19 protein-coding genes and 1 tRNA gene are annotated in these 20,493 nt (G+C 53.5%); 10 read left to right on the plus strand and 10 right to left on the minus strand.

Going from position 1 to position 20,493, the window contains the following annotated elements; all coding sequences use genetic code 11:
* The first annotated feature begins 8 nt into the window (after nucleotides 1-8).
* Nucleotides 9-263, plus strand: a complete 255-nt coding sequence (locus ABWV47_RS00495; RefSeq protein ID WP_353307870.1) for an acyl carrier protein — start codon at nucleotides 9-11, stop codon at nucleotides 261-263.
* A gap of 31 nt (nucleotides 264-294) precedes the next feature.
* Entirely contained in the window at nucleotides 295-1,503 is a 1,209-nt protein-coding gene (locus ABWV47_RS00500) for a beta-ketoacyl-[acyl-carrier-protein] synthase family protein (RefSeq protein WP_353307871.1), read from the plus strand.
* Nucleotides 1,504-1,581: 78 nt separating this feature from the next.
* Here the strand turns inward: ABWV47_RS00500 and ABWV47_RS00505 are convergent, their stop codons facing one another.
* Nucleotides 1,582-2,187 (minus strand): invasion associated locus B family protein, encoded by a 606-nt coding sequence (locus ABWV47_RS00505; RefSeq protein WP_353307872.1) that lies wholly within the window; start codon nucleotides 2,185-2,187, stop codon nucleotides 1,582-1,584.
* Between the two features lie 502 nt (nucleotides 2,188-2,689).
* Here ABWV47_RS00505 and ABWV47_RS00510 point away from each other — a divergent pair.
* Nucleotides 2,690-4,237, plus strand: a complete 1,548-nt coding sequence (locus ABWV47_RS00510; RefSeq protein ID WP_353307873.1) for a helicase HerA-like domain-containing protein — start codon at nucleotides 2,690-2,692, stop codon at nucleotides 4,235-4,237.
* An 84-nt stretch (nucleotides 4,238-4,321) separates the two neighbouring features.
* On the opposite strand, the gene ABWV47_RS00515 is transcribed toward ABWV47_RS00510, so the two are convergent.
* The 6 genes from ABWV47_RS00515 to ABWV47_RS00540 form a co-directional block, all read right to left on the minus strand.
* Nucleotides 4,322-5,626 carry a branched-chain amino acid ABC transporter permease gene (locus ABWV47_RS00515; protein WP_353307874.1) on the minus strand — a complete coding sequence of 435 codons (1,305 nt, stop codon included), beginning with the start codon at nucleotides 5,624-5,626 and terminating at the stop codon, nucleotides 4,322-4,324.
* A complete protein-coding gene (locus tag ABWV47_RS00520) occupies nucleotides 5,623-6,633 on the minus strand; it encodes a branched-chain amino acid ABC transporter permease (RefSeq protein ID WP_353307875.1) in 1,011 nt (336 codons plus the stop codon). The genes ABWV47_RS00515 and ABWV47_RS00520 overlap by 4 nt, the downstream gene beginning before the upstream one ends.
* On the minus strand, nucleotides 6,633-7,169 hold the full coding sequence (locus ABWV47_RS00525; RefSeq protein WP_353307876.1) for a hypothetical protein: 537 nt from the start codon (nucleotides 7,167-7,169) through the stop codon (nucleotides 6,633-6,635). Before ABWV47_RS00525 ends, ABWV47_RS00520 begins: the two co-directional genes overlap by 1 nt.
* A 1-nt stretch (nucleotide 7,170) precedes the next feature.
* Complete coding sequence (locus ABWV47_RS00530; protein ID WP_353307877.1) at nucleotides 7,171-7,998, minus strand: ABC transporter ATP-binding protein; 828 nt, start codon at nucleotides 7,996-7,998, stop codon at nucleotides 7,171-7,173.
* A gap of 108 nt (nucleotides 7,999-8,106) precedes the next feature.
* The gene (locus ABWV47_RS00535) at nucleotides 8,107-8,889 is read right to left on the minus strand and encodes an ABC transporter ATP-binding protein (RefSeq protein WP_353307879.1); all 783 of its coding nucleotides are present in this window, start codon (nucleotides 8,887-8,889) and stop codon (nucleotides 8,107-8,109) included.
* Between the two features lie 94 nt (nucleotides 8,890-8,983).
* A complete protein-coding gene (locus ABWV47_RS00540) occupies nucleotides 8,984-10,171 on the minus strand; it encodes an ABC transporter substrate-binding protein (protein WP_353307880.1) in 1,188 nt (395 codons plus the stop codon).
* Nucleotides 10,172-10,362: 191 nt separating this feature from the next.
* Here ABWV47_RS00540 and ABWV47_RS00545 point away from each other — a divergent pair, with 191 nt between their 5' ends.
* Together ABWV47_RS00545 and ABWV47_RS00550 are read left to right on the plus strand one after the other, a co-directional pair.
* Entirely contained in the window at nucleotides 10,363-11,436 is a 1,074-nt protein-coding gene (locus ABWV47_RS00545) for a PQQ-dependent sugar dehydrogenase (RefSeq protein WP_502959682.1), read from the plus strand.
* Between the two features lie 40 nt (nucleotides 11,437-11,476).
* On the plus strand, nucleotides 11,477-11,896 hold the full coding sequence (locus ABWV47_RS00550; protein WP_353307882.1) for a hypothetical protein: 420 nt from the start codon (nucleotides 11,477-11,479) through the stop codon (nucleotides 11,894-11,896).
* A gap of 13 nt (nucleotides 11,897-11,909) precedes the next feature.
* Here ABWV47_RS00550 and ABWV47_RS00555 read toward each other — a convergent pair whose 3' ends face one another.
* Nucleotides 11,910-12,905, minus strand: coding sequence for a GlxA family transcriptional regulator (locus tag ABWV47_RS00555; protein WP_353307883.1), 996 nt, complete (start codon nucleotides 12,903-12,905; stop codon nucleotides 11,910-11,912).
* Between the two features lie 168 nt (nucleotides 12,906-13,073).
* On the opposite strand from ABWV47_RS00555, the gene ABWV47_RS00560 reads away from it, so the two are divergent.
* A complete protein-coding gene (locus ABWV47_RS00560) occupies nucleotides 13,074-14,441 on the plus strand; it encodes a class II 3-deoxy-7-phosphoheptulonate synthase (protein WP_353307884.1) in 1,368 nt (455 codons plus the stop codon).
* Nucleotides 14,442-14,599: 158 nt separating this feature from the next.
* Nucleotides 14,600-14,689 (plus strand) — tRNA-Ser (locus ABWV47_RS00565).
* Between the two features lie 80 nt (nucleotides 14,690-14,769).
* On the opposite strand, the gene ABWV47_RS00570 is transcribed toward ABWV47_RS00565, so the two are convergent.
* Nucleotides 14,770-14,991 carry a sulfurtransferase TusA family protein gene (locus ABWV47_RS00570; protein ID WP_502959670.1) on the minus strand — a complete coding sequence of 74 codons (222 nt, stop codon included), beginning with the start codon at nucleotides 14,989-14,991 and terminating at the stop codon, nucleotides 14,770-14,772.
* A gap of 92 nt (nucleotides 14,992-15,083) precedes the next feature.
* Between ABWV47_RS00570 and ABWV47_RS00575 the strand changes: the two genes are divergently transcribed.
* The 3 genes from ABWV47_RS00575 to ABWV47_RS00585 are packed head-to-tail and all read left to right on the plus strand — an operon-like array spanning nucleotide 15,084 to nucleotide 18,455.
* Nucleotides 15,084-15,836, plus strand: a complete 753-nt coding sequence (locus ABWV47_RS00575) for a cytochrome c biogenesis CcdA family protein (protein WP_353307885.1) — start codon at nucleotides 15,084-15,086, stop codon at nucleotides 15,834-15,836.
* Nucleotides 15,837-15,891: 55 nt separating this feature from the next.
* On the plus strand, nucleotides 15,892-17,112 hold the full coding sequence (locus ABWV47_RS00580) for a hypothetical protein (protein WP_353307886.1): 1,221 nt from the start codon (nucleotides 15,892-15,894) through the stop codon (nucleotides 17,110-17,112).
* Complete coding sequence (locus tag ABWV47_RS00585; protein WP_353307887.1) at nucleotides 17,109-18,455, plus strand: cytochrome P450; 1,347 nt, start codon at nucleotides 17,109-17,111, stop codon at nucleotides 18,453-18,455. Before ABWV47_RS00580 ends, ABWV47_RS00585 begins: the two co-directional genes overlap by 4 nt.
* A 98-nt stretch (nucleotides 18,456-18,553) precedes the next feature.
* Here the strand turns inward: ABWV47_RS00585 and ABWV47_RS00590 are convergent, their stop codons facing one another.
* Nucleotides 18,554-20,368, minus strand: a complete 1,815-nt coding sequence (locus ABWV47_RS00590) for an extracellular solute-binding protein (protein WP_502959671.1) — start codon at nucleotides 20,366-20,368, stop codon at nucleotides 18,554-18,556.
* Nucleotides 20,369-20,493: the final 125 nt, after the last annotated feature.

The raw sequence follows: 20,493 nt of genomic DNA on the forward strand, positions 1-20,493 counted from the left end.
AGGAAAACATGAGTGTTAAAGAAAACGTCATAGCCATCATCGCAGAACAAGCGGTTTTGGACCCATCAGATATCGCGATGGAGAGCACCCTAGAGGATCTGGGCATAGACAGCCTTGGGCTTGTCGAGAGCATTTTTGCCATCGAAGAAGCCTTTGATATTACAATACCATTTAACGCCAACGAGCCTGAGAAAAGCGATTTTGATATCTCATCAGTGGCGTCCATCATTGCTGGCATCGAGCAGCTGATTGGTCAGAAGTAAACCATACCCAAACCAAAGAGAGCAGGGAGTCATGAAGCGCGTCGTCATCACCGGAGCGGGGACCATCAATGCCTTGGGGCACGATGTGCCACAAACACTCGCCGCTATGCGAGAGGGGCGGTGTGGCATTGGCGAGCTTCGCCTAAGAGATGTTGACCGTCTTGCTGTGCAAATTGGCGCGCAGGTCTGTGGGTTTGAGCCAGATACCATCTTCAACCGCCAACAATTGGCGCTTTATGACCGTTTCACACAATTCGCTTTGGTGGCCGCTCGTGAAGCGTTGGCCCAATCCGGCCTGACGTTTTCTGGCGAGCTTTCCGCAAAAACCGGGGTTGTCTTGGGAAACTCCGGCGGCGGTATGCAGACTTTGGACGAAAACTACCGCACGGTTTATGAAGACGGAAAGAACCGCGTGCACCCCTTTGTTGTCCCTAAGTTGATGAACAATGCAGCCGCGAGTCACATCAGCATGGAGTTCAATCTCAAAGGCCCAAGCTTCACTGTGGCCTCTGCCTGTGCCAGTTCCAACCATGCGATGGCCCAAGCCTTTCAAATGGTCCGCCATTCCATGTCACCAGTGATGATCACTGGTGGAGCAGAATCCATGCTGTGTTTCGGAGGCGTAAAGGCTTGGGAAGGCCTGCGGGTTATGTCCAAAGACGCGTGCCGACCGTTCTCTGCGACCCGCAATGGAATGGTTCAGGGCGAAGGCGCTGGAGTGTTTGTATTTGAAGAGATGGGCCATGCCAAAGCGCGTGGCGCCGAAATCCTCGCGGAAGTTGTGGGGTTTGCGATGACGTCTGACGCCGCTGACATTGTGATGCCATCTCGTCAGGGGGCCTCGCGGGCGATCTCTGGTGCGCTGGCCGATGCGCGGCTAAACCGCGAAGAAGTCGGCTACATCAATGCGCACGGCACCGGAACTGCGGCCAACGACAAAACCGAATGTAGTGCAGTGGCGGATGTGTTTGGTCCGCATGCAGACAATCTGATGATCTCATCGACAAAATCCATGCACGGCCATCTCATCGGCGGGACGGGCGCTGTGGAACTTTTGGCCTGCATTATGGCTCTGCGCGATGGGGTGATCGCGCCAACCATCGGCTATGAGGAAGCTGACCCGGAATGTGCCATGGATGTGGTGCCAAATGAGGCGCGCGAAGCCAAGGTGGACGTGGCTTTGTCCAACGCCTTTGCGTTTGGTGGCTTAAACGCAGTGATGGCACTTAAGCGGTTCTGAGCCTCAATAAAAAAGCCGCAAACACTTGGTTTTGCGGCTTTTGTTGGGGGTACTTCTCCAGCTAGAAATCGAAGCGCTCTATTCCGTTGTGCCTTCAAGTTTACCATAAGCTCTGGTGAAACCTTTCAAAGACATACGGATATTGACAACCTGTGTTGGCGCTAGGGCGGGCACGATCGTAAGCTCTGCTGCCTCTCCACTCTTATAGCTCGCAATGTCTTCGGCGCTCAAACCGATGCGGGCGACACAGCCTGTCTGATTGCAAAAGGCAAACGGGTATCTGCGGGCGTTATCTTCATCCACTTTGACGGTCAGTTGCGATGTAAGCAGTGTTTCCAGCGGAACAATCACGGTGGCGCCTGCAATGGCTTCTCCTTCAGGAATCGCCAACTTGAACAGAGTCACCTCTGCAATCGGCGTATCGCCGGCATCCCGTAAAAGTTGCACAAGGCGACAGGGGCGCGGTTCAGGGCCCGATGCCGCGCACTGTGCTTCCCAATCACCAATGACCTCCGAAGTGACCCCTTCCGCGGCTGCTTGCGGAATCTGTGCTTCCGAAACCCCACTGACATCTTCACCCATCGAGAGAGTGCCGTCCGCCAACGAAGGCACCCCTTGTGCAGACAGTTGTCCAGCCAACAAAAGCGCGGTTGCTGTTGCAAAAAAGGAAGGGCATTTGATCATGATATTTCCACGTGTGTCTTTTTCTGTCCGATGTGAATTAGCATGTGTCGATGTGAAAGTCAGTCTGCGCATATTGAAAAACTGACTGATTTTGGCAAGTTTTTGCTCTCAGCGTCAACGCAAGCCGTTTGCATCGCAGATCCATCAGAGATGGCTGCCAAATATCAAGAAATGTGCCTGTTTCACAAAAAAAGAAAAGGGCCTGAAAACAAGCCCTTTTCCATTTTTTCACTCCCCGTCGGACTGGCCGACTTATTCATTGGCGAAAAGTTACGAAGAAAACGCACATTGGTCAACAGAAAAAAGAATTTAGTTTGTTACTGAAATTGTTAAAAAAAAGGCCGCACATGACGTGCGGCCCAGTCTCAACAGGGAGGAGTTCTTTCCCAAACCGTTAAGGTCTGGTCTGGAACGCTTTAGAAAATGACGCATAAAGGTTAACAATGTATTTGATGCTCGAAAAATGGGCGCGCAACTTCTTGACCAAAGGGATAAGCCACTGATGGAAGGCAAAATTTTTTTAGGCGGCGGCGGTGCTGACTATGCAGAAAAACAGGGGCTGTCGCTGAAATATGCCAACCGACATGGGTTGGTTGCGGGGGCAACCGGCACCGGGAAGACAGTCACGCTACAAATTCTCGCGGAGGGTTTTTCCGAAGCAGGTGTGCCAGTGTTTCTATCTGACGTTAAGGGTGATCTGTCCGGATTGGCCGCCGCAGGTCGCGCTGACTTCAAATTGCATCAACCCTTTATGGATCGTGCGAAGACGATCGGTTTTGAGGACTTCGGATACCGGGCCTTCCCGGTCACTTTCTGGGATTTGTTCGGTGAACAAGGCCATCCCGTGCGCACCACGGTGGCTGAGATGGGTCCTTTGCTGCTGGCACGTCTGATGGAGCTTTCTGAGGCGCAGGAGGGCATTTTGAACATCGCCTTTCGTCTTGCCGACGAACAGGGGCTACCGCTGCTTGATTTGAAAGACTTGCAGGCTTTGTTGGTCTGGGTTGGCGAAAATCGCACCGATTTGGCGCTGCGCTACGGCAATATCTCGGTCAATTCCATTGGCGCCATCCAGCGACGTCTGCTTGTGTTGGAAAACCAAGGAGCGAACAAGCTCTTTGGGGAGCCTGCCTTGGCGTTGGAGGATTTGATGTGTACCGCACCGGATGGCCGTGGTCAGATCAATATTCTCGCGGCGGACAAGCTGATGGGCGCACCACGCCTCTATGCGACATTCCTGTTGTGGCTGCTCTCTGAGTTGTTTGAGACTCTGCCTGAAGTGGGTGATCCTGATAAGCCCAGATTGGTGTTCTTCTTTGACGAGGCGCACCTGCTGTTTGACGGTGCACCCAAAGCTCTGGTGGACAAAGTTGAACAGGTTGCGCGCCTGATCCGATCCAAAGGGGTCGGCGTGTTCTTTGTCACGCAGAACCCCGATGATATCCCCGAAGACATCCTCGGCCAGCTCGGCAATCGGGTGCAACATGCTCTGCGCGCCTTCACAGCTCGGGACAAAAAGGCTCTGCGCATGGCGGCTGAAACCTACCGACCAAACCCTCGCTTTTCCACAGAAGAGGCTATTCGTGAGGTTGGGGTCGGGGAGGCGGTGACCTCGATGCTTATGAAAAAAGGTGTGCCGGGTGTTGTCGAGCGTACGCTCATCCGCCCACCATCCTCACAACTTGGTCCATTGGACGACACCGCGCGTGCATCAGTTCTGGCGACCTCACCGGTCACTGGGAAATATGACACTCTTTTAGATCGTCGTTCGGCTTATGAAATCTTACGAGATCGCGCTGCCAATGCGGCGCAAGAGGCCGAACAGATAGAAGCTCAGGAAGAAGAGCAGTCGGTTGCACAGCGCGAGTTCAGTGCGGCACGTCGTTATTCCGGCAGCCGTGTTAGCAGATCAACCTCTCGCTCCATGCGCATCCGTGCAGATGACAGTTTTGGCGAAGCGATGGGCAAAATGGTGATGAAAGAACTCACCGGCACCACAGGCCGCAAAATCGTGCGCGGCATTCTGGGTGGCCTGTTCAAAGGGCGCTAACCCAAGGTCTCATTCTGCGAACACTACCCACACAGAAGCAAAGAGGCGCCCCAGAAGGAGCGCCTCTTTTCGCACTTCATACACTCACTTCTCGGGGATCAATCCGCGCGGGCTGAACCTCAGCACCAACAGCAAGATCACTCCCATCGTCAACAGCCGCATGTGCGCCGCACTGTCAATCAAGTGTTTCTTCAAACCGCTGTCGTCGGCCAGACCAGATGTGATCAGCTCCATCAAGAACAGGCCCATCGGCTCCACCTGCACCCAAAGGAACCAGATCAGGAACCCCCCCAGAACCGCGCCAAGATTGTTGCCAGAGCCGCCAACAATCACCATCACCCAGATCAGGAAGGTGTAGCGCAGCGGCTGATAGGTGCCCGGTGTGAGTTGCCCATCCAACGTGGTCATCATGGCGCCCGCGATGCCGCAAACGGCAGAGCCGAGCACAAAGATCTGCAAATGGCGGTTGGTCACATCTTTGCCCATCGCCTCAGCCGCCTCCTCATTGTCGCGGATCGCGCGCATCATCCGGCCCCACGGGCTTTTGAGCGACAACTGCGCAGCCACAAAGATCAAGATCAGCACAACAGCGAACAGCAGCGAGTAGTTGAGCTTCACAAAGAGTGATGAGGCCGTGGCCACATCCAGCCCCAACCCCTCGGCGCGGTTGATAAAGCTTGACGTGTTCTGCAAGTCGATTTCGTAAGGCACGGGACGATCCAGCCCAACGACGTTTTTCACGCCGCGCGCCAGCCAGTCCTCATTTTTCATCACTGCAATGATGATTTCCGCAATCCCCAATGTGGCAATCGCAAGATAATCGGAACGCAGCCCCAATGCGGTCTTCCCAATCAACCAAGCCACACCCGCCGCCAGCAATCCGCCCATGGGCCAAGCCAGCAACACTGGTAAATTTAGACCACCAAGGTTGCCTTGCAGCGCCGGATTGATGGCTTCCACGGCCTCAACGCCGGGATCAAGAATGCCGCGATAGAGGAAGAAGCCAAGACCGAGAACCGCGACGGTCGCCGCATTGCGCGCACGCCCAACGGCCATCCGTTGGCGCACCATCACCGTGCCAATAATTGTGCCGGCGCCTGCAAGCAGCGCGATCATGATCCGCCAGCCACCCGCACTCCACGCACCCTCCACTGGTGCGGCAGAGGTCAGGACAACCGCCAAGCCGCCAAGCGCAACAAAGCCCATGACACCCACGTTAAACAGGCCCGCAAAGCCCCATTGCAGGTTTACACCCAGCGCCATGATTGCCGAAATCAGCCCCATATTGAGGATCAACAAAGCAACGTTCCAGCTCTGCATAAAGCCCGTCAACGCGATCAATCCAAAGACCAGCGCAAACAGCGCGATATTTTTCATCTGCTCGCTCATACCGATTTCCCCTTAAACAGACCGGTCGGCTTAAACAGCAGGACCACAATCAGGATCACAAAGCTGACGGCAAATTTATAGTCTGTGCTCAAAAGCTGCACGAGGCTGTCCGGTTCCAAATTCTCTGGCAGCATGTATTTCAGTACTTTTTTCCACGCATAGGTGATGGTGACCTCGCTAAAGGCGATCACAAATCCGCCCGCAATCGCACCTAATGGGCTGCCCAAACCGCCCACAATCGCAGCGGCAAAGATCGGCAGCAACAGCTGGAAATAGACAAACGGTTTAAACGATTTATCCAATCCGTAAAGCACACCGGCAATCGTCGCCAATGCGGCCACAATCATCCATGTGTACATCACCACGCGCTCTGGGTTGATGCCAGACAGCAGCGCCAAGTCTTCGTTGTCGGAATAGGCGCGCATCGACTTTCCAGTACGTGTGCGGTTCAAAAACCAGAACAGCACGGCAACACAGATGATTGCCACAACCACCGTAATGCCTTGAGATGTCTTGATCGCCAGCCCTTCTTTCAGCCCGGTCAACTGTTTGAATTCCCGTGCAGAAATGATGAATCGTTCGCCATCGGCAAATCGTTGGTCATTTGGCCCGATGATAAACCGCACCAACCCGTTCATGATGAACATCACACCCATCGACACGATCACAAGGATCACTGGCTTGGCCTTTTGTTCGCGATAAAAGCGGTAAACCACACGGTCGGTGATCAGCATCAGCACCATGGTGCCAAGGATCGCAAAGGGCAGGGCCAAAAGCGCCGTTGGCAGCGGACCAAAGCTTACACCCATGGATTGGAACCACCAGGTGACCAACACGGCGAGCATCGCACCAAAGGCCATGGTGTCGCCATGTGCGAAGTTACTGAATCGCAGGATGCCGTAGATAAGCGTAACACCCAGCGCCCCAAGCGCCAGTTGGCTGCCATAGGCAATTGCGGGGACGATGACAAAATTAGAAAGCGCCACAATGGCGTTGAGGAAGTCCATTAGAACTCCAGTTCGCAAGGGCCAGCGAATACCCGCTGGGCGTTGTTATAATCCGCATATTTTGCAGGAATGGTCATGAGTGTGGCGTAAACAGTTTCTGCATCCGCTTGGGCCAAAGTCAAAGCGAGCGATCTCCCGTCAGACTTAGATAAAGTGCGTATCATATTGCTGCTTGAAGTAATTGTGTACTCGCCACTGGCAAGTTTGACCTCATCCAGCTTTGTTCCAGCCTTGGCCTTTATTTCAACTTCAAAATCACCGAAGTTGGTGTGCAGCCTATCTGATTGGATGTCGCCAAAACCAATTGATAGCACGCCTTCACAGTTGGCTTCTGCTGTGCAGGTTTCCTCAAGTGTACAGTTAAACACGGTTTCTTCAGCGGTCGCGACTTGAGCTGCAATGACGCCGAGACTCAGAGCGCTGGCTGCCAACGGCGCGGCTTTGCCGCGCCACGCGTCCGACCCGCCCCCACGGGCGGGCGCGTTCTGCACCCACCCTCGGGCCGGACGCGTGGGAGTATGAGGTTGTACTGTCATATCAGCCCCCCAAGAACGACTTGCGGACGTCGTCATCCGCAAGCAGGTCTTTGCCAGTGCCGGTATAGGCGTTGCGCCCCTGAACCAGCACGTAACCTTTGTCGGCAATTTCCAGCGCCTGACGGGCGTTTTGCTCGACCATCAGGATCGGAATGCCGGTGCGGCTCACCTCAATAATGCGGTCAAACAGCTCGTCCATCACGATGGGGGAAACTCCAGCGGTCGGCTCATCCAGCATTAGCACCTTCGGCTGCGTCATCAACGCGCGGCCCACGGCCACCTGTTGGCGCTGACCACCTGACAGCTCGCCCGCAGGCTGGTTGCGTTTTTCTTTCAGGATAGGGAACAGGCCATAGATCTGCTCCATCGTGTCGGCAAAATCATCTTTGCGGATGAAAGCCCCCATCTCTAGGTTCTCTTCCACCGTCATCGAAGTGAAGATATTGCTGGTTTGCGGCACAAACCCCATGCCTTTGGCCACACGGGCCTGCGGGGTCAGCGCGGTGATGTCCTCGCCGTCGAGCCGCACCGAGCCTTGGCGCAGGTTCAACATGCCAAACACCGCTTTCATGCCTGTGGACTTGCCTGCGCCGTTGGGGCCGACAATCACCGCGATCTCGCCTGGGTTCACGGCAATGGTGCAGTCATGCAAAATGTCCGGTCCATCTTTGCCGTAACCACCGGTCATGCTGTCGCCAACCAGAAAGGCTTCGGTTGTATTCATTTCTTTGCCACTGCCCACATAGGAGGTCATATCACCTCCATTCTTGGGCTTGGTGATCGAGGCGTCTTTGTTGCCACGATCGTCCTGATACGGGTTCCCCGTCATCCCATTATCTCCCCGCTGATACGCATTTTTTGCCGGATTTTGGCGTCGTTTTGGCACCTCCGCGATACAGTCGCGATACAGACGCAATACAGACGTGCCATTTTGGCCCTATGCGTTCAGCTGTTCCTTGTTTTTGAGACCGGTGCCAAGGTAGGCCTCGATCACCTGTTCGTTGGCTTTGATCTCATCCAAAGTGCCTTCTGCGAGCACCTTGCCTTCGGCCATACAGATCACCGGATCACACAGGCGACCAATGAAATCCATGTCGTGTTCGATGACCACAAACGTGTAATTTCGCTCTTTGTTCAGGCGGATAATTGCGTCACCTATGGTGTTGAGTAGCGTGCGGTTCACACCTGCGCCAACCTCATCCAGAAACACAATTTTGGCGTCCACCATCATAGTGCGCCCCAGCTCCAGCAGTTTCTTTTGGCCACCGGAAATTTGGCCTGCCTTGTGATCGGCAAGGTGTTCAACTGTAAGGAATTCAAGCACTTCGTCAGCTTTCGCCCGCAGCGCCCGCTCTTCATTGGCAATGCGTTTGCGGCCAAACCACGTGTTCCACAACGCCTCACCGGACTGATTGCCCGGCACCATCATCAGGTTCTCTCGGCAGCTCATAGAGCTAAACTCATGCGCAATTTGGAAGGTGCGCAAAAGACCTTTGTGAAACAGAGTGTGTGGCGGCAGCCCGGTGATGTCTTCACCATCCATGGTCACCCGCCCTGATGTGGGCGGTAGTACCCCTGCGATCACGTTGAAAAGTGTGGTTTTCCCGGCACCGTTGGGCCCGATCAGCCCGGTGATCGAACCCGGTTCGATTGTGAGGGTGGCGCCGTCCACAGCGTGGAACCCCCCAAAGTGTTTGTGAACGTCTTCAACGACGATCATGGCATTTTCCCCCATGCGCGGTTCTAGCCGCGCCTTATATATTGAAAAACAGCCCGGGCAAGCCGGGCTGTTTCTACCGTAGATCGATAAATGATTATCGATACTTAGCTGTTGCGATCTCGCCGCCATCGATGACTATCTGGCGATAGTTGCCCGCTGATTCACCGGGGCCGATCAATTCGACAGCAGTTGCACCAACGTAGTCTACGTCACCACCGCCAGCGATAATGTCGAGCGCTTTGCCCAGCTCGCCAGGGAAAATTTGTTCGCCTGGCGCGTTGGCCACATCCATCACTTTTTCTTTGTAAGCTGCTGGATCGGAAGAACCCGCCGCCTGCATCGCCAGCAGCATGAGAGCTGCTGCGTCATAGCTTTCAGGGGTGAATGGGGACGTTGCATCAAACGCACCGCCAACCAGCTCTTCGAACTTTGCAGCACCTGGGCTGTCTGTACCTGGGTGCTGACCAGTAGACCCTTCGATTTCGTCACCGAAGTTTTCCTGCAGCTTCGCACCGATCATACCGTCTGGGAAGTGGAATGTGTCAAACGCACCAGAGTCGATGGCCGCACGCACGATGCCGGAACCACCTTGGTCCACGTAGCCTGCGACGACCAAACGGTCTCCACCTGCAGCCGCCAGCGCGCCGACTTCAGCGGAGTAGTCCGCTTTTCCGTCTTCATGTGCTGCGTTGATGGTGACAGTACCACCAGCCGCTTCGAATGCAGCTTGGAAGCTATCGGCCAAACCTTTTCCGTAGTCGTTGTTGGTGTAGGTCAGAGCAACTTCTTCGATGCCTTCTTCCATCAAAATTTCTGTCATAACAACGCCTTGACGCGCATCAGACGGAGCCGTGCGGAAGAAAAGCCCATTGTCTTCGTTGCCTGTATGGCTCAGGCCTGGAGAGGTCGCTGACGGTGACACCATAACAACACCATTGGCTAAAGCCACGTTGTTAAGGATCGCGCCAGTCACACCAGAGCAATCCGCACCCATGATGCCTTTTACGCCGTCAGCCGTGATCAGGCGCTCTGCAGCAGCGGACGCGGCAGCTGCGTCAACGCAGGTAGAATCCGCTCGCACCGGAATGACAGTAGAGCCATCCAACAGCTTTCCGCTGTCGGTCACTTCTTTCATCGCCAACTCCGCACCATCCGCCATAGATGGCGTCAGCGATTCAATGGGTCCAGTGAAGCCAAGGATGATCCCTAGCTTGATGTCCTCTGCAGACGCAGTACCAGCCAGAAGTGCGCCAGCAGCAGACGCCAAAAGCAGCTTTTTCATTGTGAAACTCCCTATTTGTTTTTTTTGTTCCAATTCAAAGCCTATGCGGGCGCAATTCAAAAGAAAAGGGGCAGATGACCAATATTTGATCACATTGTCCCAGCGAATATGAGATGCTTGAGACATGAGTTCATTTGTTGAATGCTTGAGAGGGATAAGTGTTTTTTGTCAGAGTTTTATCGCTTTTTGCTTTGGTGTCCCAAAGCGGACCAGCTTTCGCGCAGAGCATATCGACCTCGCAGGGAAGAGTGCAGGTAGAGGCTGTCGTTGAAAATTTGAGCGAACCTTGGGGGTTTGCTCATCTATCGGACGGAAGCGTTTTGATCACTGTGCGTGGCGGCACGCTTTTGCATGTCTCTCCTCGCGGAGTGCGGCAGGAGGTGCAAGGTGTGCCTCAGGTACATGTTCAAGGGCAGGGAGGCTTGTTGGACGTCATTGTGTCTCGAGATTTCCCTCAAACAAGAGAGGTTTTTCTCAGCATGTCGGTGCGGCAGAAAGACGGAGCTGGAACGGCAGTGCACCGCGCCCAGCTTTCTAGGGACGGTAGTCGGCTGACCAACGTGATCAAAATCTTCGAGATGGCTGCCGGAAGCTCAGGTGGCAGACACTTCGGAAGTCGCATTGTCGAAGCGACGGACGGGACACTTTTTGTGACAATCGGTGAGCGCGGAGACCGGCCGGCTGCTCAGGATATTTCGAGTCATGAGGGAAGTGTTGTTCGGGTTACAAAGTCTGGGGCTGTGCCCAAGGATAATCCTTTTGTTGGGAAAGAAGCTGCTCGTGCCGAAATCTGGTCTTTTGGCCACCGAAATCCCCAAGGCGCTGCATTGGATTTGCAGGGACAATTGTGGGTCGTTGAACATGGTGCAAGAGGCGGAGACGAGCTTAACTTGGTCCGGAAAGGTTCCAATTTTGGCTGGCCAGTGATTGCATTTGGACGACATTACTCAGGCGCGAAAATCGGCGAAGGTACATCGAAAAAAGGCATGCAACAGCCTGAATTCTATTGGGATCCTTCAATAGCGCCTTCAGGAATGATGGTCTATTCGGGAGAACTATGGCCCGAATGGAAAGGACACTTCTTTGTTGGAAGTTTGAAGTTCGACTACATCAGCCGATTGTCCGGGGCTCCTGTGGTGGAACGTGAAAAAATCCGTGGTCCAAGTACGGGACGAGTTCGGGATGTTCGCGAGGGTCCCCATGGTGGAATTTGGTTTTTGTCCGTAGAGAACGGCGCGCTTTACCGGATGACGCCCAACGAGTAGGGTGGTGAAAACACTAATAATTTTTCTATCAGGGTCCTTTATGTTTAGAATATCTATTCTTAGCGCAGTTGCTGCGTTCTTGTTCTGCACCGCGTCTTTGGCTCAGGTCAATCAGCGCACACAGTTCAATCAAGGTCTGGCGATGTTCAATGAATTGGTGATGCAACATGAGTTAGGGGAGGCCATTGATTTCATCCAGATCGACAAGCTGCTCGAAGAGGAAGAGCTGACTGAGCTCAATAGATCCCTAAGAGTGGCCATACCAGATGATTTTGTTAACAATCAATCGGTCAGAAGCGAAGTGCTTAAGAACGGTTTTCGTCAAGAACTTTTGGCGTTCTGGACAGAGGAAAACGACTACTACTTCGTCTATATCCTTTTTCACTCCCGCAAGGATGGTTTTTCGGTGATACACATTGAGCACAGCACCGAAATTCAGAATTTGATGGCGTTCTTCTAGAGATTGTTGCCGTCTAAACAGACAGCCTAGTGCTTTGGGACCCGCGCTCGCGATAAGGTGTGGTCTCATAGTGGGCCCGGTAGCACTTTGAAAAATGACTAGGGGACGCAAAGCCACAAGCTAAGGCAACGTTAATCACACTCATATCTGTTTGCATTAACAGGTTGCGTGCTTTTTGGAGGCGAAGTTCCATGTAGTACCGCTTTGGAGATCGGTTGAGATATCGACGGAACAACCTTTCCAACTGGCGCGTAGACATGCCCACTTCTTTTGCCAAAAGCGACGGGCTTATTGGTTCTTCGATGTTGGCTTCCATCATTTGGATAACCATTGACAATTTGGGGTGACGAACGCCAATGCGTGTCGGGACTGATAGCCGCTGAGTGTCCTGGTCGGTGCGGATTGAATTGTAGATCTGTTGATCCGCAACCCAGTTTGCGACTTCTTCACCCAGATCTTCTGCGATCAACTTCAAAAAGAGGTCAATCGAGGAAGTACCTCCTGCGGTCGTCATGCGGTTTCCGTCGATGCTGAAAACAGATTTCGACAATTCGACTTCGTCAAATTCTTCGGCAAAGCTGTCTTGGTTCTCCCAATGGATTGTTGCTTTCTTTCCATTCAGGAGCCCAGCCTTCGCCATCGTGAAAGATGCTGTACACAGCCCGATAATTGGCGGGGCTTTACGCGCTTCGCGACGCAACCAGTTCAACAGCCTTTTGGTCGTCGCTTTCTGAATATCGACGCCTCCACACAAAACGATTGTGTCATCACGCTGCAAATCTTCCAGGTCGCTGTCCAGTTGTAGCGTGGTTTGAGTAGAGCAAGACACGACCTCTCCGCCTTCACCGCAGAGAATCCACGTATAGTGATCTTTGCCCAGCCGTCGGTTCGCCAAACGCAGGCAATCGACCGCAGATGCAAACGACAATAGTGTAAAACTCTCAAGAAGAACGAACACGAAGCGCCGCGGTTTGTTGTCTTCCCGTTCAGAAGCGATAGCCGAAGTCATTGACATCGTTTCCTTTTCCCTGTTTTGATGAGCGTCTCAATGCGCCTTCAGTTTATTGACTAAACGTGCATTTTGCGGTGCGCGTCAAGTGCCGATATTTCATCTATGGTCCTATCACAAGAGCTTTTGTATAAGGTGCTTCAAACCTGTCTAAGCGGAGTAAAGACGATGGCGGAATGGCAAAAATCTGACTGGCGCTCAAAGCCCCGGGTGCAGATGCCTGAGTATACGGACGAGGCAAAGCTGACGGCTGTTGAAGCCAAGCTTGCGAGTTATCCGCCGTTGGTCTTTGCCGGTGAGGCGCGGCGCCTGAAAGCACAGCTTGGTGCCGCATCTCGTGGTGAGGCATTTTTGCTGCAAGGGGGCGATTGCGCTGAAAGCTTTGAGCAATTCAGTGCGGACGGAATTCGCGACACCTTCAAAGTGATGTTGCAGATGGCTATGGTGTTGACCTATGGCGCGAAAGTGCCGGTGGTGAAAGTTGGCCGGATGGCAGGGCAATTTGCCAAGCCACGTTCAGCACCAACCGAAACGGTTAATGGTCTGGAACTACCCAGCTACCGTGGCGATATCATCAATGATTTGGCGTTCACGTCTGAGTCACGCATTCCAAATCCAGATAAGATGTTGCAAGCCTATACTCAGGCCGCTGCGACATTGAACCTGCTGCGCGCATTTTCGACGGGTGGTTACGCCGACGTGCACCAAGTCCATTCATGGACACTTGGCTTCGCCGAAGGCGAGAAGGCAGTGAAATACCGTGACATGGCCAACCGGATCAGTGACGCACTGGATTTCATGAAAGCAGCGGGTGTAACGTCCGAGCGCTTGCACTCGTTGCAGACGGTCGATTTTTACACCAGTCACGAGTCACTGCTGTTGGAATATGAAGAGGCGTTGACGCGTTTGGACTCGACTTCGGGTCAATGGCTTGCTGGGTCTGGCCACATGATTTGGATCGGTGACCGCACACGTCAACCTGATGGGGCACATGTCGAATTCGCGCGCGGGGTTCAAAACCCAATTGGCCTGAAATGTGGTCCTACGACCACTGCAGACGACCTGAAAGTGCTGATCGAAAAATTGAATCCTGAGAACGAGGCTGGCCGCTTGACACTGATTGCGCGGTTCGGTGCAGGCAGTGTTGGTGATCACTTGCCACGTCTGATCAGAACCGTGCAAGAAGAGGGTGCCAACGTTCTTTGGACCTGTGATCCAATGCACGGCAACACCATCAAGTCGGCAACCGGATATAAAACGCGTCCATTTGACAGCGTGTTGCGCGAAGTGCGCGAGTTCTTTGGTGTACACAAAGCTGAAGGCACCATCCCGGGCGGTGTTCACTTTGAGATGACTGGGCAGGACGTTACAGAATGCACCGGTGGCGTGCGTGCGGTAACTGAAGAAGACCTGTCAGCGCGCTACCACACGGCATGTGATCCGCGCTTGAACGCGAGCCAATCTTTGGAATTGGCGTTTTTGGTGGCTGAAGAGTTGTCCAATCGTGAACAGCCGCGAGCCGCAAAAGCCGTCTGAGAGCTATGCGAAACAATTCAAAAGAGCCGTTCGGAAGTGCGGCTCTTTTTTTGTGCCAAATTGCCAAGATATCCGCAATTTGCCTCTTGCATCCCACCAATAGATACCGCTAAACACCGCTCCACAGAGACATGATCAGCCGGTCAAGTCTTTGTTGCGGAGAGGTGGCCGAGTGGTCGAAGGCGCACGCCTGGAAAGTGTGTAGGCGGGAGACCGTCTCCAGGGTTCGAATCCCTGTCTCTCCGCCATACATTAAACAGACATTTCTGAATTCGATCGCTGTTTGCGGCTGTATTAATTTTGAGTATTAGCATTTTTGCAAAAGGCCTTATGCCTTTTGAACCGTAAACTCCAAATAGCCGTCTTTTTCCACCATACCCAAAAATCTGTGGCCAGCTTCGTTGCAGAAATGCGGGACGTCGACAATCGCGGCGGGATCATCTGCAAGCAAGCGAATGGTTGCCCCAGATGGCAACGGTTGCATGCGTTTGCGCAATCGTAGCACCGGCAGAGGGCAAAGCAAATTCAGAGCGTCAATTTTCATATCCATAATAATCACATAAGCGCGATATTTTGTCCTGTCCACGGGGATGTTACCTGCGGAGAGGTGACCTTGTCGCTGCGATGATCTAAGTGTGACTCATGTTTGGAATAGATATCATAGACGCGGGACTTTTGCCTGCAATGTTGGTGGCTCTAATGGCGGGCACCATCTCCTTTCTCAGTCCCTGTGTGTTGCCGATTGTACCACCGTACTTGGCCTACATGAGCGGCGTCAGCATGTCGGAACTCACCACACAAGAAGAGGCGCGGCGCAAAGCAATTGTCTCGGCCCTTTTCTTTGTACTCGGATTGTCGACAGTCTTTTTATTTCTTGGCTTCACAGCCTCGGCGTTTGGAGCGTTTTTCCTTCAAAACCAAGAGCTTTTTAGCAAAATCGCAGGCGGGGTTGTGGTAATCTTTGGTCTGCATTTCCTAAACGTTTTCAGAATACCGTTTCTTGATCGCGAAGCACGGATTGAGACGGGAGAAAGCGGCGGTTCGGCCTTTGGCGCCTATGTGCTGGGACTGGCGTTTGCGTTTGGGTGGACCCCATGTATTGGTCCGCAGTTGGGTGCGATCTTGTCCATCGCGGCCAGTGAGGCGTCAATCGCGCGTGGCACGTTGCTTCTTGGAGTCTACGCTGCAGGGCTTGGCATTCCCTTTTTATTGGCGGCGGTTTTCTTGAATCGAGCGATGGGCGTGATGGACCGCATCAAGCCTTACATGGGTACCATCGAAAAGGTTATGGGTGGGCTGCTCTTGTTTGTTGGGATCATGTTGTTGACCGGAGCATTTTCCACCTTCTCCTATTGGCTGCTTGAGTCCTTTCCTGCACTTGCAACTCTCGGATAAGGCTTAATTTTGCCAAAGAGAGCCGCTACACTCCTGTGAAAGGAGACAGCAGTTTATGCGGCCACCCGATCAAAAAAAAGTGCATCGGCGCCGGGTTTTTTATATTCCCGGTTACGACCCGATTCATCCACGGCGTTACCGCGAGCTATACCGCAAGGAAAGCGCCGCGCAGGCCGAGGTCTCAAAGTACAGCATTGATTTGAGTGCCAAGAAGAGGTCCAGCGGTGGTCCCTATGGATGGCAGGTAGTAAGCGTACAAGAAGGTGACAACGTGCGCGCGGATTTCGAAGTTCTGGTCTGGTCAGACATCGTGCGCGACAGCATGGAGAAGGGCATTTTCGGCACATATATGCAGCTTGTTCGCACAGCAATCGCCTATATCGGAAGCGGAGTGCTTTGGCGATTGATGCGTCTGCGCAAAGGGCCAGTAATTGCAGCGCTGTATCCGGTATGTTTTCTTTTAATTCAATTGGTTATTTCGGTTTTATTCGCGTGGATTTTGGGCTCAATTTTCGCGCTCTTTGGACCTTGGTGGCTGGGGTTTTTCGGCCTCGGAGCGGTCTATCCGGTGTTGCGCTGGTTCCAAAAGCATGACGGAAGGTTTTTTGCGTACTACCTTATGCATGATTACGCATATTCAGCGGCCTCGAATGGTGAAAACTCCATTGCGCTAGAAGCACGTATGTCTGAATTCAAAGAGCGTATCGGCACAGCGTTGCAAGAGGAGTACGATGAAGTTCTCGTGGTAGGGCATTCGAGTGGGGCGCATTTGGGTGTGTCGATCCTGTCTGATTTGATTCGAGAGGGTCGATGTCAGCAAACGGGCCCGTCATTGGGGTTTCTCTCGTTGGGTCAAGTTGTTCCGATGGTGTCATTCCTGCCCGAGGCGCAGAGGTTGCGGGCCGATTTGGCGTTTCTGTGCCAGCGCCAGGAACTGACATGGGTCGATGTGACTGCCCCGGGAGATGGATGCGCGTTTGCGCTGTGTGACCCCGTTTCAGTTTCAGGTGTTGCACCGAGCCAGGGCAAACGATGGCCATTGGTGGTGTCTGCTGCATTCACAAAAACCCTAAGCGAGGCCCGTTGGGCGGAGTTGCGGTGGCGGTTTTTTCGTCTGCACTTTCAATACCTTTGTGCCTTTGACCGTCCGGGAGACTATGACTATTTCCGGATTACGGCTGGGCCTTTGACATTGGAGGAGCGGTACCATGGACGCAAACCTTCCAAGTCGCGGATCGAGACGCCTGTTAGCAAATACACATCGGTCACGTCATGATCCCACCCAAACCTGAGCCACGCCCTGATAAAGTCTCTTTGCGCCAGTATGTTAAACTGTTTCAGAAAGATTTGCTTTCTGCTCAGCCGCAGCGACTTTACCGTGCATGGATGGCCGAATTTAGGACCCCCTTTTTCCGATCTTACATGATCAATCAGCCGTCTTTGGTTCAGGCGGTGCTTAAAGAGAGACCAGATGATTTTCCTAAATCACAACGGGTTAGCGAGGGTTTGAAACCTCTTCTGGGAGAATCTGTCTTTCTTACCAATGGCGAAACGTGGAAGCGGCAGCGGCGGATCATCGATCCCGCGTTTGAAGGTGGGCGGCTGCGTGATACTTTTCCGGCGATGTGGGCGGCAGGTCAGGCCGCGATTGCACGTCTGGACCGATTTGATGGTCAGGTCGTTGAAATTGAAGAGGAAACCAGTCACGCAGCGGCAGATGTGATCTTTCGTACTCTGTTCTCGATCCCGATTGAACATGAAGTGGCGGGGCGGGTGTTTGAGGAGTTTCGCACCTATCAGCGCAGTGCTCCGATTGTAAATTTGGGCGCGTTTTTCCCTTTACCACGTTGGTTTCCAAGGTTTTTCCGAAAGGACACCAAGCGTACTGCGGTGAGCATTCGAAAGCTCATCACCCAGTTGACTGCCGAGCGCATGGCGGCGATCGCTTCGGGTATGGCCCCGGATGATTTGGCAACGAAGATCATGACAACTGTCGATCCTGAAAGCGGAAAATCGTTTGATGCCAATGAGATGGTTGATCAAGTTGCAATCTTTTTCTTGGCTGGGCATGAAACCAGTGCGTCGGCCCTCGCGTGGGCGCTTTACCTGTGTGCCTTGTATCCAGAGTGGCAAGAGAAAATCTCGCAGGAAGCAGCGGAGCTGAGCGAAGATTTCGCCAGCATCAGTAAGCAGCGTACTTGCCGAGATGTGTTCCGGGAGGCGTTGCGCTTGTATCCGCCTGTGCCGATGATGGTGCGTGAGAATACCTGTCCTGAGAACTTCAGAGATCGAGATATTTCCGTTGGTTCTCAGGTTGTTATCTCCGCTTGGCATCTGCATCGCCAAGAGCGGCTTTGGGACAATCCGGACGGATTTGACCCGACACGGTGGCAGACCGAAAATGGTAAGACGTGTGCGCGCGACGCGTATATCCCGTTCTCCGCGGGCAGTCGCGTGTGCACGGGTGCAGGGTTTGCGATGGTGGAAGGAGTTTTGATGCTGTCGATGATCCTAAAGCATTTCAAGGTCACCCCAGTTGGCGATCCGCCTGTGCCAATTGCACATCTGACGGTGCGGTCGCGTGATGGCATTAACCTGCGTTTGGAGCGCCGAAAGTAGCGTCGGTATTGCGTCTGTTTTGCGACTGCATTGCGGAGGTGCAAAATCCGGGCAACAAATGGTTAATGAAAGGGCGCCAAGAGGCGCCCTTTTGAGGATTATTCTTCGTGCCACCAGACGCCGGGCAACCATTTGACACCATCGCCGTAGATCGGCAGCGACTCCGGGAAATGCAGGTCTTGGTGATGTGCGACGCGGCCCGCAGCGTAGGTCCAGATTGGGATCACGTAGCGCCCGGTTGTCAGGACGCGATCCAGCGCCTTGGTTGCGGCGAAGAAGTTTTCCCGAGATTCAGATGTGAGCATCTCATCGATCATTGCGTCGATCGCTGGGGACTGGACACCCATCCAGTTGCGTGACCCGTCTTGAGACGCGGCTTCCGACCCCCAATACAGGCGTTGCTCGTTTCCGGGGCTGAGAGAGATCGCTCGGCGGTAGTTGGTGATGTCAAAGTCGAACGTCCCGGTACGTTGTTTGTACTGAGGGCCATCCACAAGCGTTATGGTTACGTCCACACCAAGGGCTTCCAGCGCCTTGCTGTAGATGTCGGTGATGGCTTTGTTTTCTGTGTCGCCCTGTGAGAGCAGGATCTCCAGCGCGAGCACCTCACCAGATGCGTTTTGCATTTTGCCGTCTACCACTGTCCACCCAGCGGCTTCCATCAAGGACATGGCTTTGCGCAGATTGGCCCGATTGCGTACGGAGCCGTTGGATTCTGGCAAGCTGTATCCAGAAAACGCTTCAGGCGGCAGGGTGTCTTTGAAAGGCATCAAGAGCTCTTGCACACGGCCTGTTGCGGGGCCGTCTTCCATTGCCAGCTGTGAGCCTGAAAAATATGAAGAAATGCGCGGCTGGCGACCGCCAGTCATCGTGTCGTTGATGAATTCAAAGTTGAACACGTGCATCAGTGCGTCACGCACGCGAATGTCATCCAGCGGGGCGCGACGGGTGTTGAGTACCAAGCCGGTGATGCCAGACGGTTTTTGATGCGGAATCTCCGATTTTATGATGTCGCCAGATTGGGCGAGGGGGAAGTTGTAGTTCGACGCCCATTTTTCAGCATTGAATTCGCGGACATAAGAGATTTCACCTGCTTTGAAGGCCTCAAACATCACAGAGGCGTCGCCAAAGAAATCGATTTTGATTTCATCAAAGTTCTGCGTGCCTTGGCGAAATGGCAGGTCTTTGCCCCAATAGTCTTTGTTGCGGCTTAATGTAACAAAGCGACCAGCTTCAAAGTCGGAGACCACATATGGGGCTGTTCCAATGGGGGCCTCTTGTAACGTGATGTCTTCAAAGGCTTTGCCCTCAAACTGAGCTTTTTGGAGGATGGGGCGGAGGCCTGCGATTAAGGCCAATTCTCGGTCGTCGGTGTTAAAGGTGATGCGCAGGCTCCTTGGACCTGTCGCCTCGATGGTCTCCACTTTTTTCCAAAAACCGAGGTAGCGCGGGTGGCCAATTGTCCCCAACGTTTCATAGGACCAGATCACGTCATCGACGGTCACAGGCGCCCCATCAGAGAAGCGCGCTTCCTCACGCAACGTGAATTCGACCCACGAGCGATCCGCTGGTGTCTCAATCGATTCGGCAAGAAGACCGTATAGGGAGAATGGCTCGTCAAAGTTACGACCCATGAGGGATTCATATGCGAAGAACCGGAGTTGCCACGGGACCGTGCCTTTGCGGACAAACGGGTTGAGTGAGTCAAAGCTGCCACCGTTGCCTGTGACGATTCGGCCACCCTTGGGGGCGGTGGGGTTCGCGTAGGGCAAAGACACAAAATCGTGTGGCAGGGTGGGGTCGCCATACATAGCGATGCCATGGCTGGGCTCTGCCAGGCTTGGGTTGCCAAGCAATGTGAGTGCCAGCGCAGCGGCGGCTCTGGTGAGTTTGGGGAAACATATTGGTGTCATTGCCTGAACAATCCTGTTGGTTGCTTGTTTTGCTTACCCAAAAAGTAACGCCGGATTCGTGGGTTATCAAACTTTTAGCTTGGAGCCCGGCGCACTAACGCTTATAAAGGTGTCACTGCTCGATA

It is taken from the genome of Shimia sp. NS0008-38b (assembly GCF_040370365.1).
Classification (GTDB): Bacteria; Pseudomonadota; Alphaproteobacteria; order Rhodobacterales; family Rhodobacteraceae; genus Shimia.

What these genes read in the sequence shown, in the direction of transcription:
- ABWV47_RS00560 (WP_353307884.1), top strand. Translation starts at nt 13,074, where the DNA reads ATGGCGGAATGGCAAAAATCTGACTGGCGCTCAAAGCCCCGGGTGCAG.
- ABWV47_RS00575 (WP_353307885.1), top strand. Translation starts at nt 15,084, where the DNA reads ATGTTTGGAATAGATATCATAGACGCGGGACTTTTGCCTGCAATGTTG.
- ABWV47_RS00535 (WP_353307879.1), bottom strand. Translation starts at nt 8,889, where the DNA reads ATGATCGTCGTTGAAGACGTTCACAAACACTTTGGGGGGTTCCACGCT.
- ABWV47_RS00570 (WP_502959670.1), bottom strand. Translation starts at nt 14,991, where the DNA reads ATGGATATGAAAATTGACGCTCTGAATTTGCTTTGCCCTCTGCCGGTG.
- ABWV47_RS00540 (WP_353307880.1), bottom strand. Translation starts at nt 10,171, where the DNA reads ATGAAAAAGCTGCTTTTGGCGTCTGCTGCTGGCGCACTTCTGGCTGGT.
- ABWV47_RS00550 (WP_353307882.1), top strand. Translation starts at nt 11,477, where the DNA reads ATGTTTAGAATATCTATTCTTAGCGCAGTTGCTGCGTTCTTGTTCTGC.
- ABWV47_RS00580 (WP_353307886.1), top strand. Translation starts at nt 15,892, where the DNA reads ATGCGGCCACCCGATCAAAAAAAAGTGCATCGGCGCCGGGTTTTTTAT.
- ABWV47_RS00525 (WP_353307876.1), bottom strand. Translation starts at nt 7,169, where the DNA reads ATGACAGTACAACCTCATACTCCCACGCGTCCGGCCCGAGGGTGGGTG.
- ABWV47_RS00510 (WP_353307873.1), top strand. Translation starts at nt 2,690, where the DNA reads ATGGAAGGCAAAATTTTTTTAGGCGGCGGCGGTGCTGACTATGCAGAA.
- ABWV47_RS00520 (WP_353307875.1), bottom strand. Translation starts at nt 6,633, where the DNA reads ATGGACTTCCTCAACGCCATTGTGGCGCTTTCTAATTTTGTCATCGTC.
- ABWV47_RS00585 (WP_353307887.1), top strand. Translation starts at nt 17,109, where the DNA reads ATGATCCCACCCAAACCTGAGCCACGCCCTGATAAAGTCTCTTTGCGC.
- ABWV47_RS00500 (WP_353307871.1), top strand. Translation starts at nt 295, where the DNA reads ATGAAGCGCGTCGTCATCACCGGAGCGGGGACCATCAATGCCTTGGGG.
- ABWV47_RS00505 (WP_353307872.1), bottom strand. Translation starts at nt 2,187, where the DNA reads ATGATCAAATGCCCTTCCTTTTTTGCAACAGCAACCGCGCTTTTGTTG.
- ABWV47_RS00530 (WP_353307877.1), bottom strand. Translation starts at nt 7,998, where the DNA reads ATGACGGGGAACCCGTATCAGGACGATCGTGGCAACAAAGACGCCTCG.
- ABWV47_RS00590 (WP_502959671.1), bottom strand. Translation starts at nt 20,368, where the DNA reads ATGACACCAATATGTTTCCCCAAACTCACCAGAGCCGCCGCTGCGCTG.
- ABWV47_RS00555 (WP_353307883.1), bottom strand. Translation starts at nt 12,905, where the DNA reads ATGACTTCGGCTATCGCTTCTGAACGGGAAGACAACAAACCGCGGCGC.
- ABWV47_RS00495 (WP_353307870.1), top strand. Translation starts at nt 9, where the DNA reads ATGAGTGTTAAAGAAAACGTCATAGCCATCATCGCAGAACAAGCGGTT.
- ABWV47_RS00515 (WP_353307874.1), bottom strand. Translation starts at nt 5,626, where the DNA reads ATGAGCGAGCAGATGAAAAATATCGCGCTGTTTGCGCTGGTCTTTGGA.